Below are 15,293 nucleotides of genomic sequence, written 5' to 3'. Positions count from 1 at the left end.
GTGCCGCAGCCTCGCGTGCCGCAGCCTCGCGTGCCGCAGCCTCGCGTGCCGCAGCAGTCCGCTCTCCCGCCTCAGTTGGTCGCACAAGGGGTCACAAGTGCGGTTCCACCGGCAGGTTTCCAATCACTTGCCGAGCCTTCCGGCGCGGCGCGCCCTGCAACCACCCAGCCAAATCATCCGGTTCCCCCCGCCGTACCGGCACGCACCGCGGCGAACCCCCCGGTCCCCAATGCGGCGAACCCCCCGGTCCCTGGCACGCCACACTTCCCCATGTCGGGCCCAGCGAGTCATCAAGTCCCCGGCACGGCAAACCCGGCAGTCCCCGCTTTTGCCCCGGTTCCTTCCCGCCCCCCGGCAGCCTCGACACGACCCGCAAGCCCCGCGCCCGTCCCTGGTGAACCCCAGGCAAACTCACAATCCTCGCCTAGAGCCGCGACCCGCCCTTCTGAACGACCCACTGCCTCGACTGACCCAGACGAAACGACCGCCTCACCAAAGCGCCGGCGCACCCCCGTATCGGTCCTGGTCATGAGCGGAATTGGGCAAACCATGCTGACGGTCGGTGTCGTCCTGGGCCTGTTCGTCGTGTGGCAGCTGTATGTGACGACTTGGCAGGTACAGGGCGCGACGGCGGCCGCGGTGCAGTCTTTCCAAAGCTCCACCGCAAACGATGCGACCGCCACGACCGAAGTGCAGCGCACCGACCCGCCTCCCAGCGTCACCATTCCCGCGGTGGGACAGACCTTCGCCACCTTGCATGTGCCGCGCTGGGACTCGATGGTCATCCCCATCATGCAGGGCACGAACGAAGCCGTGCTGGACACGGGATATGCCGGACACTACGTTGACACCCAAGGGCCGGGAGAGCTGGGCAACTTTGTGCTGGCTGCCCACCGGCGCTCGTACGGAAACTCTTTCCGCCGTGTTCACGAGCTACAGACCGGTGACCCTCTGGTGGTCGAAACCTCCCAAGCCTGGCTGGTTTACCAGGTCACGTCAACCGAGATAGTCCTACCGTCACAAGGAGACGTGATTTACCCGGTACCGCACGAAGCGAAAGACACCGTCCCGCATGAACGGCTCATGACCCTAACGACCTGCCACCCCGAATACGGCAACACGCAGCGATTCATCGTGTACTCCAAGTTTTCTTACTGGGTGCCGCGCACACAAGGCCGGCCTTTCGCGCTCAAAGGGCTGGACGCGATGAAACAGGCTGGTCAGGGTACCCCGCCGGAGGGTCCGCAGGATGGAACCGATGCACCCGCGAGCGACCCGAACGCGATTGCCCCATCCGGCGCTGCCAGCTCCGCGCCGGCTGAGGGCTTGGCCGGGTAAACAGAAAGGAAACCAGAATGTACAAATGGCTGTTTGCTGTGATGCCCGGCCCGAAATGGCTGCGCTGCATAGAGATGGCGATTTTGATGCTGGCCGTAGTGGCGGCGCTGTTCCAGTGGGGATTCCCCTGGGCGGTGGAGACTTTCAACCTCAACCCGAACACCGTGAACTAGCATCTCAACCCGCCAACCCAACGGGAACCCTTGTGAAATGAAGAAAGGAACAAAATGACCAATAAAACCATTCTGGTGGCGGGGGGTGCCGGATATATTGGCACGCACACGCTGATTTGCCTCTATGAGGCGGGCTACCGTGCGGTCTGCGTGGATAACCTGTACAACTCCAGCGCGGAAGCGATGACACGCGTCTCAGAAATCGTGGGGGAGACAATCCCGTTTTATCAGCAGGATGTGCGCGACCTTGACGCTCTACAGCGGGTATTTGCGGTTCACCAGATTGACGCGGTGATTAATTTTGCTGGTTTTAAGGCCGTGGGCGAATCGGTAGCCAAGCCGGTGGAATACTACGACAACAACCTCAACGCGACCCTCTCCCTGGTGCGAGCCATGCGAGACCACGATTGTCACCTGATGATTTTTTCCTCCTCCGCTACCGTGTACGGAGCTGACGGGGTGTCCCCCCTGAAAGAAACCATGCCGACCGGCACCGCTACCAACCCTTACGGCTGGTCCAAGCTGATGAACGAAATCATGTTGCGCGACGTGTGCTCCGCCGATCCCGAGTTTTCCGCCGTGTTGCTGCGCTATTTTAACCCCATTGGGGCGCATCCCTCCGGCCGGATTGGCGAGGATCCCAAGGGCATCCCGAACAATGTCATGCCCTACATAACCCAGGTCGCAGTCGGCAAGCTCGAAAAACTGCATGTGTTCGGTGACGACTACGACACTCCGGACGGAACCGGGGTGCGCGACTACATTCACGTCATGGACCTGGGCCGCGGGCACGTGGCCGCCATTGACTACGGGCTGAAACATCGGGGCGCGAAAGCCATTAACCTGGGTACTTCTCAGGGATACTCGGTGCTAGAGCTCCTGCACGCGATGGAGCGAGCCTGCGGCAAACCCATTCCTTACGTCATTGACGGGCGCCGGTCAGGAGACATTGACACGGTTTACGCAGACGCCAGTTTGGCACGGGAACTGCTGGGCTGGGAGGCACGCCTGGATTTGGACGATATGTGCCGAGATTCGTGGAATTGGCAGTCGCAGAACCCGAACGGCTACGCCGGCTAACGTGTTTTTGCGCTCAGATACCCGGGATGCTCGGGTTACGTGGCTGACTCAGGTGGTATGGTTGACATGGGTGACGTATGGTCCGGCCGCCCGGTTAAATCGTGTTGTTTCAGGGAAGAACTTGGAGGTATCTCTCAGTCCTTGGGACCGAACTTGGCGATAGTCACCAGGCGCAAAATCCGCCAGTTAAAGTTCACGAAGGAAAACAACTGGAGGAACGGGTTTTGGCGGTGACGCAAAGTCGCCGGGGAAGGGTTCGGGGCCGCCGCAATCCGTTCGGCGGTGGCCGGGCTCAGCTCCTCAATCGTGGGAGACGCGCTAAAGTCAGTCATTATGAAAATCCTCTCTACGTTGGGTTGGGCTACTCGGGGATAATCCACCAAAACGGCTTCCACTTCGCCTTATAGATAAAGCCCACGTGGAGCAGGAACTTGGTCCAATGCCCGAACAGGCCAATGCGTCCGAAACTCAGTTTGGGGTGGCGTCCGGCATTATCCGGGTACTTGTCGTAGTTGGGCACGATGGGGAACATCACCATGGCAGCCGCGGAGCCATTCTTAATGCCGGTGCCGGTGGAGGCTACGCAAGCTGCTCCTAAAACCGCCATGGAGGCTTCGTGCAGTTTCGCCTCGGGTCCTTGGTTAATCAGGTCAACTATGCTCATGGCTACTTCCTTGCCAATTGAGCCCGAAGGCATCCCGGTACGTGGCGGCGCCGGGGTGATGTTGGTGCCGTTGGGAGTCTGGTGAGGTTTCGAAATCCCGTGCGGGGGCGCAAAAGCAATCCCGGCGGCAAAAATGTTTTTATACAGCGGGGATTGGTAGGTCTTGGGCCAATCCTCGTGGGACCACTGCGCGGAACTCTTTTTCGAATAGTCCGCGTCCACCTTCATGAACCCAGCCGGGTTGAACATTTCGGGAATCAACGTTCCGTCAGGTTTTTTGGCCTCCAGCGCCACCCCGGTAAACGGGGGGAGCAGCATGGCGAAATCAAAGGACAGCTCGTGCATATTGCCGTCATAATCCTCGTAAGTCAGAGAGTTAGGGCGCACTTCGCGAACCCCCGCGCCGGTGATGGCTTTCACCCCGCGTTCCCGAAACAGCGATTCTGTCCACAATTGGGAGTCGGTAGAGTAGCCGTTGTCCTTAAACCTCATGCCGGCCATGCCAAAGTCGCCGAGCTTTTCCTCATTGGTGAGGTAAACGACCTCGGTCTGGTCCCGAATCCCCGCCTGACGCAGGTCATATTCAGTGTTGAAACAGTACTCAAAAGCGGCGCCTTGGCAGGTGCATCCACCATTGCCGGTCCCAATCACGAACCGCTTAGGCGTCCCAGTTTCTTTAATCTCTTGGACGATTTTTTGAAACTCGACTCCGGCCTGTTCGGCGTGGTCAGGAGTGCAAACCGAATACGTGTTGCCGCAAGCCGGGCCCAAACCCGGCGTAGCGGCAAAGTTCAGCTTCGGGCCAGTCGCGTTGATGAGGTAGTCATAATGCACCAAAGCCCGCCGACCTTTGTTCTTGCCTCCCGTAAACTCGATCTCGACCTGGGGTTGCGCATCATCGCCGCGTCCCTCGGGATAAATGACCTTCGCGGCCGCCTGATGAAAAATGACCCCCTTGCGCTTATAGAGCGGGGCGAGGGGAAACACTACTTCCTTCTTCTTCATCTTGCCGGTGCCCACCCAAATGTTGGAGGGAACCCAGTTCCAGTTGGCACGCGGGGAAATGACCACGACTTCGTGATTGCGTCGCGACAACTTGCGACGCAAGTGCATGGCGGCGGTATGACCGGAAATACCCGCACCTAAGACGACAACTCTTGCCATAGCTACAACTTCCTTAATCTGTTGCGGTTCTTAAGCAGTGCCTCAGGAAATCGTTGAGCGGCGGGAAATTCGCGCCGGAACGGGACGTCCAACACTGCACGACCAAGGCTTATTATAGCTTGAAAATCCGGGGTGGAATTACCGGCTTCGCCCCCGCTTGTGGTTTAGACTTGAAATTCAGAGAATCCCGAAGGTAAACCGGGGAAAACCTTGAACAGCTGATGAGGAGCGAACCATGAGTGTGGCGGGTGAAAACGCTTTGGGCTTGTCCAATGACGAGGACGGCACGAAAGTCTTTACCATCGGACCGACCTGGCGGGCTGTAGGCTTTGAAATGACCACCGAGCAACGAGCCGACGAAATCCTGGCTCAGGCTGCTGACCAATGCACCCCGGTGGTAGGGGACATGGAAAACGGGACTTTCCAGTACGTGGACCGTTCCGGAGCGGTCGCCGTGTTTGACGTGGTTGCAGAGAAAATCGCGGATATTCACCAGGATTTCAACGCTACCGCCGTGGTTGACGCGCGGTGGGTCGAGATGGCGGACCGTTTTGCCCTGGTTGACATAGTTGACGCACAAGGGGGGACGGAGCGTTCTGTGGGTAAGGCTTGCGTGGCGATGCGGGCCGGACTGGGGCACGAGCCCGGACGTGCCGATGCCGGGAAACTGGGGATTTCCGCCCTGGCGCAACGGGTCGAACTGTATGAAAACGTGGGGAATTACGCGGCGAGCCAGACCGCCAAAATTTTTGGCGCGGCTCTGGACGGCCCCCAGCGTGCCCCGGAAGACACCCTGCCGACCTTCATCTCGACCGGAGCTGTTTCTGTCCTGCAAAAGCAGGGTGCGCACGCCGGAGCCGTGCTGTCTGGAAAAATTTCCGCTGCCGAGATGCATTCCAACACCCTGACGGGACAAAACTTCTGGGTTTTGGAAGTGGCGGCGGGATTCCCCCTCAGCGTGTGCGTGGCTGAAGGCGACATTGCGGGGCGTCCCCGCCCCGGAATGATTGTGGCTGGAGAATTCCTAATTCTGGCTGCCGCCAAGTAGAATAGTCTCGTTCCCCGCGTGACGGCATAGTCTGAACCTCCCCAGGGTCGGAAGACAGCAAGGATAAGGGCTCCCTGTCGGGTGCGCGGGGAACGTTTATTTTCCGGCATCCGCGGATACTTTTACAAGAAATTAACCGGGCGAAAACTGGGGTTATACTTTAGCTTGTTAACCTGTCAACGAAGTGTGACTACTACGGAAAGCTGGCGATTCATGGTGAAACGTGGTTTGAGTACGCTAGTGGCGTTGGGGTTTGTGGCGGCCTTAGCCTTGACGGGGTGTACGAACAGCGCGAAAGACGAGCCAGTTAAGGCCAAACCAAGTGCAACGAAGTCGATGGCGGCGAAGCAACAGGCGGACGCAGTCGACCTGAAAGCCGACTTCGAAGCCGGTTCTATGTGGGCTCAGGTAGGTCCGCTGTATCGGCTGGATAACGGCAATTCGGCGCTGGTGCTCACAGTGGGCATCGATGATGTGAACTCCGCCATGGTGAAAACCAGTGTCGGAACGGCTCTCACCACCCCGGATTATCCTGCGCAAAGGGAATATTCGGGGATGTATCTGTTGACGGACACTGAGGTTTTTGAACCCTGGCGTGACGACCAAGAACACGTTCCCTACGTCAAACAGGATGGGACCGACACCAAGAACAGCAGTTTCAGCGGCAAAGACGGAGACCCGATTTCCGAAAGCGTCCTGGTACCCTTCGGGGACATCGGTGATAATCCGGGCACGGTTGGGGTGGATTTGGGCCTCATCGGTTTCGCCTACGATGTTCCGGTCCAGGACGCGGCAAAAGCCCCGAAGTCGTTGCAAAAAGCTTTGGATAGCCTGCCCGACCAGGCCGCGAAAGATAACCACGGGGAGTACTCGGCTTTCACCATAGTTCCGGGCATGGACGTGGCTTCCAGCTCAAAGAGCCTGGATGTGACTTTGGCGGCCGATGTGTTCTTTGATTCCGGCAAATGGGACATTAAGCCCGAAGCCCAGGCGACCTTGGGTGACTTGGCGAAAACGTTGGCGACGCACGAGCCGGGTGAGGTAACTATCGTGGGTCACACCGATAACGTGCCTGAGCCGACTATTGGGAACCAGGCCTTGAGTGAGAAGCGAGCGAACGCGGTGAAAGCCGTTCTGGAAGGGAAATCGGAGTTGTCCGGGTTCACTTTCAGTGCTTCGGGCAAAGGCGAGACGCAACCGGCCGTGCCGAACACTGACGATGCTTCGCGGGCAAAGAACCGACGGGTGCAAGTTTCCATTAACACTCCGGTTAAAAAGGAAATCCTCGAACTGCAGGCGACCAGCGCACAAATGCCTGCCCCGTATGCCCAGGAATCTGATTGGCCCAAGGCAGTGCTTTACAATGTCAGCCGCAGTGAAGCCAGTCAGCCCCAGTATGTGCAAGTCTCCACCTCCGAGGCCGTGGCCTACCCTAACTACACCCTGGTGACATTCACGGTGGAAGCCGTTGACCAGGTTGGCTCTATGTCTTTGAACCTGGGCGGCTTTCATCGCCCGGAAGAGATGACTACTGAAATCAGCTCTGTCTTTTACGGGCCTGATATTTTGCTAGGTTCGGCGCGCACTGTGCCGTTGGAATATCCGCGTATCGGTGTTGACGGGAAAAATATACACGGGGTGGTGACGGGCGGAAGCCTAGGCGCCATTCCGCTGTTGAAATCAGGTGAAAAGTGGACTGTTCCGGTTCTGTACCCGCCGGTTAACACCAAGACCATCACCATCGACGCTTCCAAGGAATACAACCATGTCAAGTACGGCTACCGGATTAACGACGTTCCGGTGAAACAGGCTGGTGAGGCGACAGGCTCTCCTCAGGGTTCTAACAAGCTCACACCCCACAAGAACCAGTCTGGTCACACCAAACAACCCAGCGGCACTTCTGCTGAATCTCAGACAGCGTAACCTAGAAATACTATTGCAGGCTCAGAAAATGGTGCCACCAAGCCCGCAGGGGCGAGCGAAGACCGCCAGAACGGGCGCTTTTGGCCAGCATCACGGGGGCAGGTTTGGCGCTGGGGTTGATTCGGCCGAAATAACTGTGCGGAACATGAAAATTTTCGCCACCGGGGCTCGGGTAGAGTATAGACATGATGACTGCCCTGTATCGCCGCTACCGTCCCGACACTTTCGAGGACGTAATCGGTCAAGAACACGTAACTAAGGCGCTGCAGGCGGCTTTGGCGAACGGGCGGGTCAACCATGCTTACCTGTTTTCGGGGCCGCGGGGCTGCGGCAAGACGACCAGCGCCCGGATTTTGGCGCGCTGCCTGAACTGTGCCCAGGGACCGACCGCTACCCCGTGCGGGACTTGTGATTCCTGCCGGGATTTGGCGACGGGCGGGCCGGGTTCTCTGGACGTCATCGAGATTGATGCGGCCTCTCACGGCGGTGTGGACGACACCCGGGAACTGCGCGACCGGGCGGCCTATGCCCCGGCGCGGGATCGGTTTAAGATTTTCATCATTGATGAGGCACACAACGTGTCCAAGGAAGGCTTCAACGCCCTGTTAAAGCTGGTAGAGGAGCCTCCGGACCACATTAAATTCATTTTTGCGACCACGAATCCCGAAAAGGTCATTTCCACCATTCGCTCCCGCACCCATCACTACCCGTTCCGGCTGGTTGCCCCGGAGGTATTGCGCGACTACATGGCGGATTTATGCCGTTCCGAAGGAGTCACTGCCGAGGATGGGGTGCTGGGTCTGGTGGTGCGGGCCGGAGGCGGGTCCGTGCGAGATTCTTTGTCCATCCTCGATCAGCTCATTGCTGGCGAGGCTGAGCCGAAGTTGCACTATGACCGGGCCGTATCCCTGCTGGGCTACACCGATTCCGCGCTGTTGAGCGGGATGGTGGACGCTTTGGTGTCCGGCTCCGGTGCCGAGGCCTACACGGTGGTGGACCGGATGATTCAAACCGGGCATGAACCGCGGCGTTTTGTCGAGGACCTGCTGCAATATCTGCGTGACCTGGTGGTGATGAAGCTGGCTGGGGCGGGGGCCGGGGCTGTTTTGGGGGATTTGCCCGAGGCCGAACTGGCGGCGATGCGTCCCCAAGTGGCGGCCCTTAGCCCGCGGACCCTGACGCGCTGCGCCGAACTCGTTGACGAGGGGCTAACCGAGATGGTGGGGGCGACTTCCCCGCGTCTGGCATTGGAACTGTTGGTGGCGAAACTGCTGTTGGCGACCTCCACGGAGGGTTCGGGGTCAACCCCACAGGAGGCGACGAAAGCTACCGGGTCGGGCTCTCAGGACAGTGATGGTCCCGTTCCTTCGGTGGCGCCCGCGCGCGCTGAGACTCCTTCACAAGAGGACTCCACCAGCACCGTTGTGGACTCGGCTGGTCCTGCAGCGCGTCCAGGTACTTCTGCGGACCCGGACCCTTCCGCGCCTCAACCAGCGTCGGTTTCCGCACCACAGCGCGGAAAGGACACCGTTTCCCAACCCGAGCCAACTATGGCGCCACGTGAGGAAAAATGGGAGTTTAAGCCGACTCCGTGGGACATTCCCGGTGAAGACACGGCTAGTACGGATAGTCGCGTCCCGAACACCCCGTCTGGCCAAAAGTCTGCCCGGCGGATTCATCCGGCGGACCAACCTGCCCCCGCTCCCGCTCCCGCGCAGACTTCTGCCCCCACCTCGGTTCCCGTTCCCAACCCGGCTCCTGACCCCCCTCGGGTTCCTGCCCCGGCTCCCGCCCGGGGTACACAGCCGGCCCAGTCCGGCACTGGCGCAGACGGAGACTATGAAAAAATCCGCTCCAACTGGGGCAAAATCATGGCTCGTTTGAAACAAAATCACGCCGCGACTGGGAATCTGTTGGAAACCCACGGCCAGCTACAGGGAATGCGCGGCTCGGCGGTGGAAATCGCCTTCCCGAACCCTGGATTGGTGCGAGCTTTCGGGGAACGCCACACTTCCGCCCTAGCCGCGGTCATTCAGGGATTTACCGGCCTAAACGTGGAAGTGCGCGGAGTGGTGGCCGGTTTCGGGGCGCCCGCTGCGAAGCCCGCCCCCGCATCGGAGCCGCCCGTATCTGCCGAGCAACAGTATGGATTTGCGGCACAGGAATCGGAGCCACCCATTCCACCGGAGGATTTCCCTCCGCCGTCTGAACCGTCCTATTTTGAACCAGAGGTACCGCAGGACCTGCCCGAACCTCCTGTTCAAAACCAGTATCGACCCGCAGAACCCGCAACTGTGCCAGTTGCTGAGCAGGAGCCGCCCGCCCCCGTACCGGAGCCGTCTGCAGTCACACCGAAATCCCCCTCTGCCGCTGTTCCCCCGGAGGAACCCACGCCTGTAACCTCGACCACACCCCGTGAATCGAACCAATCAGGTGAGCCACGTAAACAGCCTGACCCGCAAGTTTCAGGGGAAATGAAAGCGGGAATCCAGACTGCTCAAGCCATGTTGGGCGGAACCATCATCGATCCGAAAACCATGCCGGGTTCCCCGTTTGCAAAGGCAGGCCGGTGATGAGCCAAATTTTCACCGATGCCCTGCAAGACCTCATCGACGCGCTGGGAAAAATGCCCGGCGTAGGGCCAAAATCCGCCCAACGCATCGCATTTTGGGTGCTCAGCGCGGATGAAGCCGACATTAAGAGACTCACCGAGGCGCTGACCAGCGTTAAGGAAAAGGTCCACTTTTGCGAAGTTTGCGGCAATATCACCGAACACCCGGTATGTGCGATTTGCCAGGATTCCCGCCGGGATCAGTCGCTTATCTGCGTGGTGGAACAGGCCACCGATATTGTTTCCCTGGAACGCACCCGGATGTATCGCGGGCTTTATCACGTTCTGGGCGGCGCCCTGGATCCCATCAACGGGATTGGCCCCGATCAGCTGCGGATTGCCGGGCTGATGACGCGCCTGCAGGATTCCGCCATCAAGGAAGTCATCATCGCCACCGACCCCAATACGGAAGGCGAAGCGACCGCGGCTTACCTGGCGCGAATGCTCGCTACCATCGGAATTCCGGCCTCGCGCTTGGCCTCCGGTCTGCCGGTGGGAGGCGACTTGGAATATGCCGACGAAGTGACGCTGGGGCGCGCTCTGGAAGGCCGGCGCCGGCTGTAGAAAACTCGGTTTGCCTCAAACTGGCTACCCAAAACGACCGCGTTAAAACTGCCCACCCCCAATCACCCGGCGTAACACCACCCGCTCCAAATCACCGCCGAGCAAACCCGGTTCTCTACCGGCGGCAATTTCACGAGTTTCTGGCATAATCGCTATAATCAAGACGTCAGCAGTAAAGGTGCCGCGGCCCTCACTGCCGCGTGTCGGCTTAAGGGAGGTTTTCATGGCGCTAGTTGTGCAAAAGTACGGCGGCTCTTCCGTATCGGACGCAGCGGCCATGAAGCGCGTCGCCAAGCGTATTGTTGCCACCAAACGAGCTGGTCACAACGTTGTGGTGGTGGTTTCCGCGATGGGAGACACCACTGATGACCTGCTGGATTTGGCCGCTTCTGTCACGCAAAAAGCTCCCCAGCGGGAAATGGATATGCTGCTGTCTGCCGGGGAACGGATTTCGATGTCCTTGTTGGCGATGGCCGTGAATGAACTCGGCGAAACCGCCATTTCCTATACAGGCCAGCAAGCCGGGGTACAGACCGATAACCACTATGGCAAGGCACATATCGTTTCGATGGTGCCTGAACGGGTTGCCCGCTCTATTCATGATGGCAACATTGCGATTGTGGCAGGCTTCCAGGGCGTGAACGAACGTAAAGACGTGACCACACTGGGACGTGGCGGTTCAGACACCACCGCGGTGGCGTTAGCGGCTTCCCTTCACGCCGATGTGTGTGAAATCTATACCGATGTGGATGGCATGTTCACGGCAGATCCGCGTCTGGTCCCTAAGGCAAAACAAATTTCAGCCACGACTTTCGAAGAAACCTTGGAAATGGCTGCCCACGGCGCAAAAATCCTGCACCTTCGTGCGGTTGAGTTTGCGCGGCGCTACCACGTACCTCTCCACGTGCGTTCTTCCTTTTCGGACAAATCAGGCACCTGGATTTCCGACGGTCCGGCTCATCCCGAGCTAAAGGGCTTGGTGCCCGACAGTGCTTTAACATTTGACCCTGAAGCCCAGCTCATGAAGGAGACCCCAGTGGAAGAACCGATTGTTTCCGGACTCGCCCACGATCGTAGCGAGGACAAAATTACCTTGGTGGGAGTGCCCGACGAACCGGGTCGAGCTGCCCACATTTTTGAGATTATTGCGAGGGCCGGTGCCAATATCGACATGATTGTGCAAAACGTGTCGACGGTACAACCAGGCGCTACCGACTTGACAATCACTCTGCCCCATGCCGATGCTGCGGACACAGTAAAGGCGTTAGAAGGCGCGAAAGCGGAAGGAGGTTTTCTAAAGGTCGTCCACACCGGCAACGTGGGAAAGTTGTCGCTCGTGGGCGCCGGAATGCGAACCAATCCGGGTGTTTCTGCAAAACTTTTTGGGACTCTTTCCAAAGCGGGAATCAACATTGACATGATTTCCACTTCGGAAATCCGTTTGAGTGTCCTGGTCAGCGAGGATCAGCTGGACGAAGCCGTGCGTGCGGTTCACAGCGCGTTCGGTCTCGATGCTGAACAGGTCGAAGCCGTGGTTTATGGAGGTACGGGACGATGAGTCAGGACAATCTTTGTGTAGCCGTGGTGGGTGCGACCGGTCAGGTCGGCCGGGTCATGCGGACTTTGCTCACGGAACGGAATTTTCCCGCCTCCCGTTTTCGTTTCTTTTCTTCATCCCGCTCTGCGGGTACCGTGGTTGACTTTCGGGGTCAGCAGGTCGTGGTGGAGGATACCGCGACAGCAGACTTTTCCGGGGTCGATATCGCTATCTTTAGTGCCGGTGCCGCCGCCTCTCGCGAATTCGCCCCGAAATTTGTGGAGGCTGGAGCTGTCGTGGTTGACAATTCGAGCGCCTGGCGCAAAGACCCGGACTGCCCCCTAGTTGTCAGCGAGGTCAACCCCCAAGACTTGAAAAACCGCCCGAAAGGCATTATCGCCAACCCGAATTGTACCACTATGGCGGCCATGCCCCCTTTGAAAGTGCTACACAACCTTGCTGGGTTGACCCGGCTGACGATTTCGAGCTACCAGGCAGTGTCCGGCTCGGGACTGAAAGGGGTGCGTGAACTGGAACGTATGGTCGAAGCCGTGGGGGATGTCTCCAACCTAGACAAACTCGTCCTCGATGGCAAAGCCATCGCCTGGCCTACTCCGGAAACCTACGTGGCTCCCATCGGTTTCAACGTGGTGCCGTTCGCCGGAAAATACGTAGATGACGGTAGTCTGGAAACCGATGAGGAACAGAAGTTGCGCAATGAGTCGCGCCGTATCCTGGGGATACCTGACCTGCGCGTGTCGGGAACTTGCGTGCGCGTCCCGGTGCTGACCTCTCACACCCTCACTATTCATACCGAATTTTCCCGCCCCATTACTGTTGAACAGGCCAAACAGGCATTAGACGGCGCTCCTGGGGTGGCGCTGCAAGACGTACCGACACCGCTGGATGCTGCCGGTATCGACCCCTCCCTGGTCGGCCGCATCCGTCAAGACCAGGCAGTTGACGATAATCGTGGCCTAATTATGGTGGTCTGCGGAGACAACCTGCGCAAGGGGGCGGCACTCAATGCGGTGCAACTAGCGGAACTGGTGGCAGCGGAACTTTAAAATGTTAAATAAATGTAACTAATTCAGCGTGTTGTCATGTTTCTCTGTGCTAAACTCATTGCAGAAAGGAGCACCGACTCATGGCAGTGAATATTGTCACTCAAGATAACATGGCTCAGGCTATGAGTGAGAACGATATTGTGGTGCTCGAATTCTGGGCTCCATGGTGCAGTCCGTGCCGCCTTTTTACCCCGGTTTTTGAACAGGCTTCCCTGCGTAACCAGGACGTTTACTTTGGCACCGTCAACACCGAAGAACAAAAACCGCTGGTGAACGCGGCGGGTATTGTTTCCATCCCGACACTAATGATTTTCCGGCAGTCAATCCTGGTGTTCCGTGAGGCCGGCCTGCTCCAAGGCACTCAGCTGGACGAACTGCTCCACCAGGTTCGGAACTTAGATATGGCCCAAGTCGCAGCCGGGCACGGGGGAGTGCAATAGTCCCTATAAAACTCGCACTTTACCCCCGGTTCCGCCGGGGGTGACGTATATCTACCGCCAGACGAAACGTCGGGACACAATTCGCCAGACGTAGCTTACTTATCCCACTGCGGAGGGACATATTGGCCTTTTCCGAAGCGTGCCGCCATATCGCTACCTACCACGATGCCATCGCCCGCGGTGGTGTTCCAGCACACCACGCGGTTGCCGGACTTACTGGCCTGACATGCGAAAATGCCGTTAGATACCGTTTCGTTGGCACCCAAAGTCCCTTCCGTGGCAGTGTCGATGGGTTCGATACACGCATACTCGTGGCGGCGGTTATGCGAGGCGTAAAGCACATCACTGTATCCAGTATTAGGGGCTTGCGCAGAACAGTAGTAAGGATCCGTAGAGTTAGCGAAACACTGTACTTGTGACCCGCTGAAGATGCAACGAACATTACCGTCAGCAGTGGTAAAACTGTTGAGCTTCTTGGCATTAGCCGGGGCGGCCAACGGATCCGTGGGTGTGGGCGTGGGGGTGGATGTGGGTGAGGCACTGGCGCTCTCATCAGGAACAACCCGCTTGATAGTCTCGCCAGGCTTGGCTCCGGGAACTTCAATCGTCTTGGTGGGGCCGGTGTACCCTTCTGGCAAGCCATTTTGTACCAACTCTTGGGGAGTGGCACTCACACTCGGGGTGGGTTCTGCCGCGTTAGCACTGACCGGAACCGGTTTATCAGCTTGGTTGGCCAGCCCCCAGACAACCAGCACAATCACGACCAGCCAAATCAATAACCCAAAAATCATCCACAGCCAAAACCGATTGTATCGACTTTTTAATGTCGATTTGGAGCGAGAAAACCGGGAGCCGAGCCTTCCGGTCGTCGCATATTCTGGAGCTGCGGGACTGGCGAAATCTGAAGTAAAGTCCGGTCTTGCGGCCTGGTTAGCCTGGTTCACCGCCGCCATTTCGGCCGCGGCTACGGCAGCGGACGAGAAATCGTCCTCATGGAGCTCCAATTCAATAGGCTCAGAATCCGGTTCCTCCAGAACAGGTGATTCGGGCAGAAGGGAGGGCTGAGAAGCCTCGGGTACAGACAGGGCGTCCGGTTGGAAAGTTTCGGGCTGGGAATCAAGTGGTGGTTCGCTCGGCAGAGTCGCCTGAGGTTCTGAGACGGTTGAGTCCGGGGACAGATAAGCCATCGCGTAGTTTTCCAGTTCACCTCGTTGCGCCAGTTCAGCACGTTTCGCGAGAGCGTCATTGACCTGCGTATCCTGCAGTTCTGCTAGCCAATCCAAGAGGTCAGGATAGGTTGAGGGGTTCAAAGCTAGTAAGGGGCGCAACTTCGGAGCGTCTTGTGCAATAGTTTGCAAACGATCCAGCGGGGTATCTGGGTTGATAGCTTCAAGTTGTTCCTGGGTTAAATCTTCCATCAGTGCATCAGTTTCAACGTATAAAATTGGACAGTACCTCCTATTATATCCATATTCCTAGCATTTTCCAAGGTAACCTTCAGGTTTGTTCATGCAAAGGTTCTGAATCCTGAACACTCCGGTAATCAAACCACCCCAGGAATTCTGGCGATGCCTGGTGTGCGGGTGTGTGCCGGGTTTTCCAGCCTGATAACCGGGATAATTATTGACGATCGATTCCGGTTATGGGGGTGCGATATTATTCCAGACACTTCCAGGGTTAGACT

Annotated in this window: 14 protein-coding genes and 1 other RNA gene; 11 read left to right on the top strand and 4 right to left on the bottom strand. The window is 58.1% G+C overall.

Translation table 11 applies throughout. The features are described 5' to 3' along the window. From Q0V70_RS06110 to galE, 3 genes are read left to right on the top strand one after another with little or no spacing between them, the layout of a single operon-like run. Window positions 1-1,338, top strand: coding sequence for a class E sortase (locus Q0V70_RS06110; RefSeq protein WP_297589624.1), 1,338 nt, complete (start codon window positions 1-3; stop codon window positions 1,336-1,338). Between the two features lie 17 nt (window positions 1,339-1,355). After that, window positions 1,356-1,511 (top strand): hypothetical protein, encoded by a 156-nt coding sequence (locus Q0V70_RS06105; protein ID WP_297589622.1) that lies wholly within the window; start codon window positions 1,356-1,358, stop codon window positions 1,509-1,511. 54 nt (window positions 1,512-1,565) lie between these two features. Then, on the top strand, window positions 1,566-2,591 hold the full coding sequence (gene galE, locus Q0V70_RS06100) for a UDP-glucose 4-epimerase GalE (RefSeq protein ID WP_297589620.1): 1,026 nt from the start codon (window positions 1,566-1,568) through the stop codon (window positions 2,589-2,591). Window positions 2,592-2,725: 134 nt separating this feature from the next. Here the strand turns inward: galE and Q0V70_RS06095 are convergent, their stop codons facing one another. Beyond that, entirely contained in the window at window positions 2,726-2,923 is a 198-nt protein-coding gene (locus Q0V70_RS06095) for a hypothetical protein (protein ID WP_297589618.1), read from the bottom strand. 29 nt (window positions 2,924-2,952) lie between these two features. Beyond that, a complete protein-coding gene (locus Q0V70_RS06090) occupies window positions 2,953-4,419 on the bottom strand; it encodes an NAD(P)/FAD-dependent oxidoreductase (protein ID WP_297589615.1) in 1,467 nt (488 codons plus the stop codon). Window positions 4,420-4,654: 235 nt separating this feature from the next. Between Q0V70_RS06090 and Q0V70_RS06085 the strand changes: the two genes are divergently transcribed. The 5 genes from Q0V70_RS06085 to recR all read left to right on the top strand — a co-directional run bounded on the left by Q0V70_RS06085 (window position 4,655) and on the right by recR (window position 10,565). Continuing rightward, window positions 4,655-5,467: a hypothetical protein gene (locus tag Q0V70_RS06085; protein WP_297589613.1), complete on the top strand. Its 813-nt coding sequence runs from the start codon at window positions 4,655-4,657 to the stop codon at window positions 5,465-5,467. 5 nt (window positions 5,468-5,472) lie between these two features. Further along, window positions 5,473-5,568: signal recognition particle sRNA small type (gene ffs / locus Q0V70_RS06080), an RNA gene on the top strand. Between the two features lie 85 nt (window positions 5,569-5,653). Further along, window positions 5,654-7,390, top strand: coding sequence for an OmpA family protein (locus Q0V70_RS06075; protein ID WP_297589610.1), 1,737 nt, complete (start codon window positions 5,654-5,656; stop codon window positions 7,388-7,390). A 185-nt stretch (window positions 7,391-7,575) separates the two neighbouring features. Continuing rightward, the gene (locus Q0V70_RS06070) at window positions 7,576-9,963 is read left to right on the top strand and encodes a DNA polymerase III subunit gamma and tau (protein WP_297589608.1); all 2,388 of its coding nucleotides are present in this window, start codon (window positions 7,576-7,578) and stop codon (window positions 9,961-9,963) included. Beyond that, on the top strand, window positions 9,963-10,565 hold the full coding sequence (gene recR, locus Q0V70_RS06065) for a recombination mediator RecR (protein WP_297589606.1): 603 nt from the start codon (window positions 9,963-9,965) through the stop codon (window positions 10,563-10,565). Before Q0V70_RS06070 ends, recR begins: the two co-directional genes overlap by 1 nt. 42 nt (window positions 10,566-10,607) lie before the next feature. On the opposite strand, the gene Q0V70_RS06060 is transcribed toward recR, so the two are convergent. After that, window positions 10,608-10,790 carry a hypothetical protein gene (locus Q0V70_RS06060; protein WP_297589604.1) on the bottom strand — a complete coding sequence of 61 codons (183 nt, stop codon included), beginning with the start codon at window positions 10,788-10,790 and terminating at the stop codon, window positions 10,608-10,610. On the opposite strand from Q0V70_RS06060, the gene Q0V70_RS06055 reads away from it, so the two are divergent. The 3 genes from Q0V70_RS06055 (at window position 10,789) to Q0V70_RS06045 (ending at window position 13,609) form a co-directional block, all read left to right on the top strand. Continuing rightward, complete coding sequence (locus tag Q0V70_RS06055) at window positions 10,789-12,123, top strand: aspartate kinase (protein ID WP_297589602.1); 1,335 nt, start codon at window positions 10,789-10,791, stop codon at window positions 12,121-12,123. The two genes, Q0V70_RS06060 and Q0V70_RS06055, sit on opposite strands and share 2 nt — an antisense overlap. Continuing rightward, the gene (locus Q0V70_RS06050; RefSeq protein ID WP_297589599.1) at window positions 12,120-13,169 is read left to right on the top strand and encodes an aspartate-semialdehyde dehydrogenase; all 1,050 of its coding nucleotides are present in this window, start codon (window positions 12,120-12,122) and stop codon (window positions 13,167-13,169) included. Before Q0V70_RS06055 ends, Q0V70_RS06050 begins: the two co-directional genes overlap by 4 nt. 80 nt (window positions 13,170-13,249) lie before the next feature. After that, window positions 13,250-13,609 carry a thioredoxin domain-containing protein gene (locus Q0V70_RS06045; RefSeq protein ID WP_297589596.1) on the top strand — a complete coding sequence of 120 codons (360 nt, stop codon included), beginning with the start codon at window positions 13,250-13,252 and terminating at the stop codon, window positions 13,607-13,609. Between the two features lie 95 nt (window positions 13,610-13,704). Here Q0V70_RS06045 and Q0V70_RS06040 read toward each other — a convergent pair whose 3' ends face one another. Then, window positions 13,705-15,027 carry a hypothetical protein gene (locus Q0V70_RS06040; RefSeq protein ID WP_297589593.1) on the bottom strand — a complete coding sequence of 441 codons (1,323 nt, stop codon included), beginning with the start codon at window positions 15,025-15,027 and terminating at the stop codon, window positions 13,705-13,707. Between the last annotated feature and the right edge of the window lie 266 nt (window positions 15,028-15,293).

This window comes from uncultured Mobiluncus sp. (genome assembly GCF_947087965.1).
GTDB lineage: Bacteria > Actinomycetota > Actinomycetes > Actinomycetales > Actinomycetaceae > Mobiluncus.
Note: the sequence above shows the minus strand (reverse complement) of the source record. Positions and strands in the feature narration are given on the sequence as shown.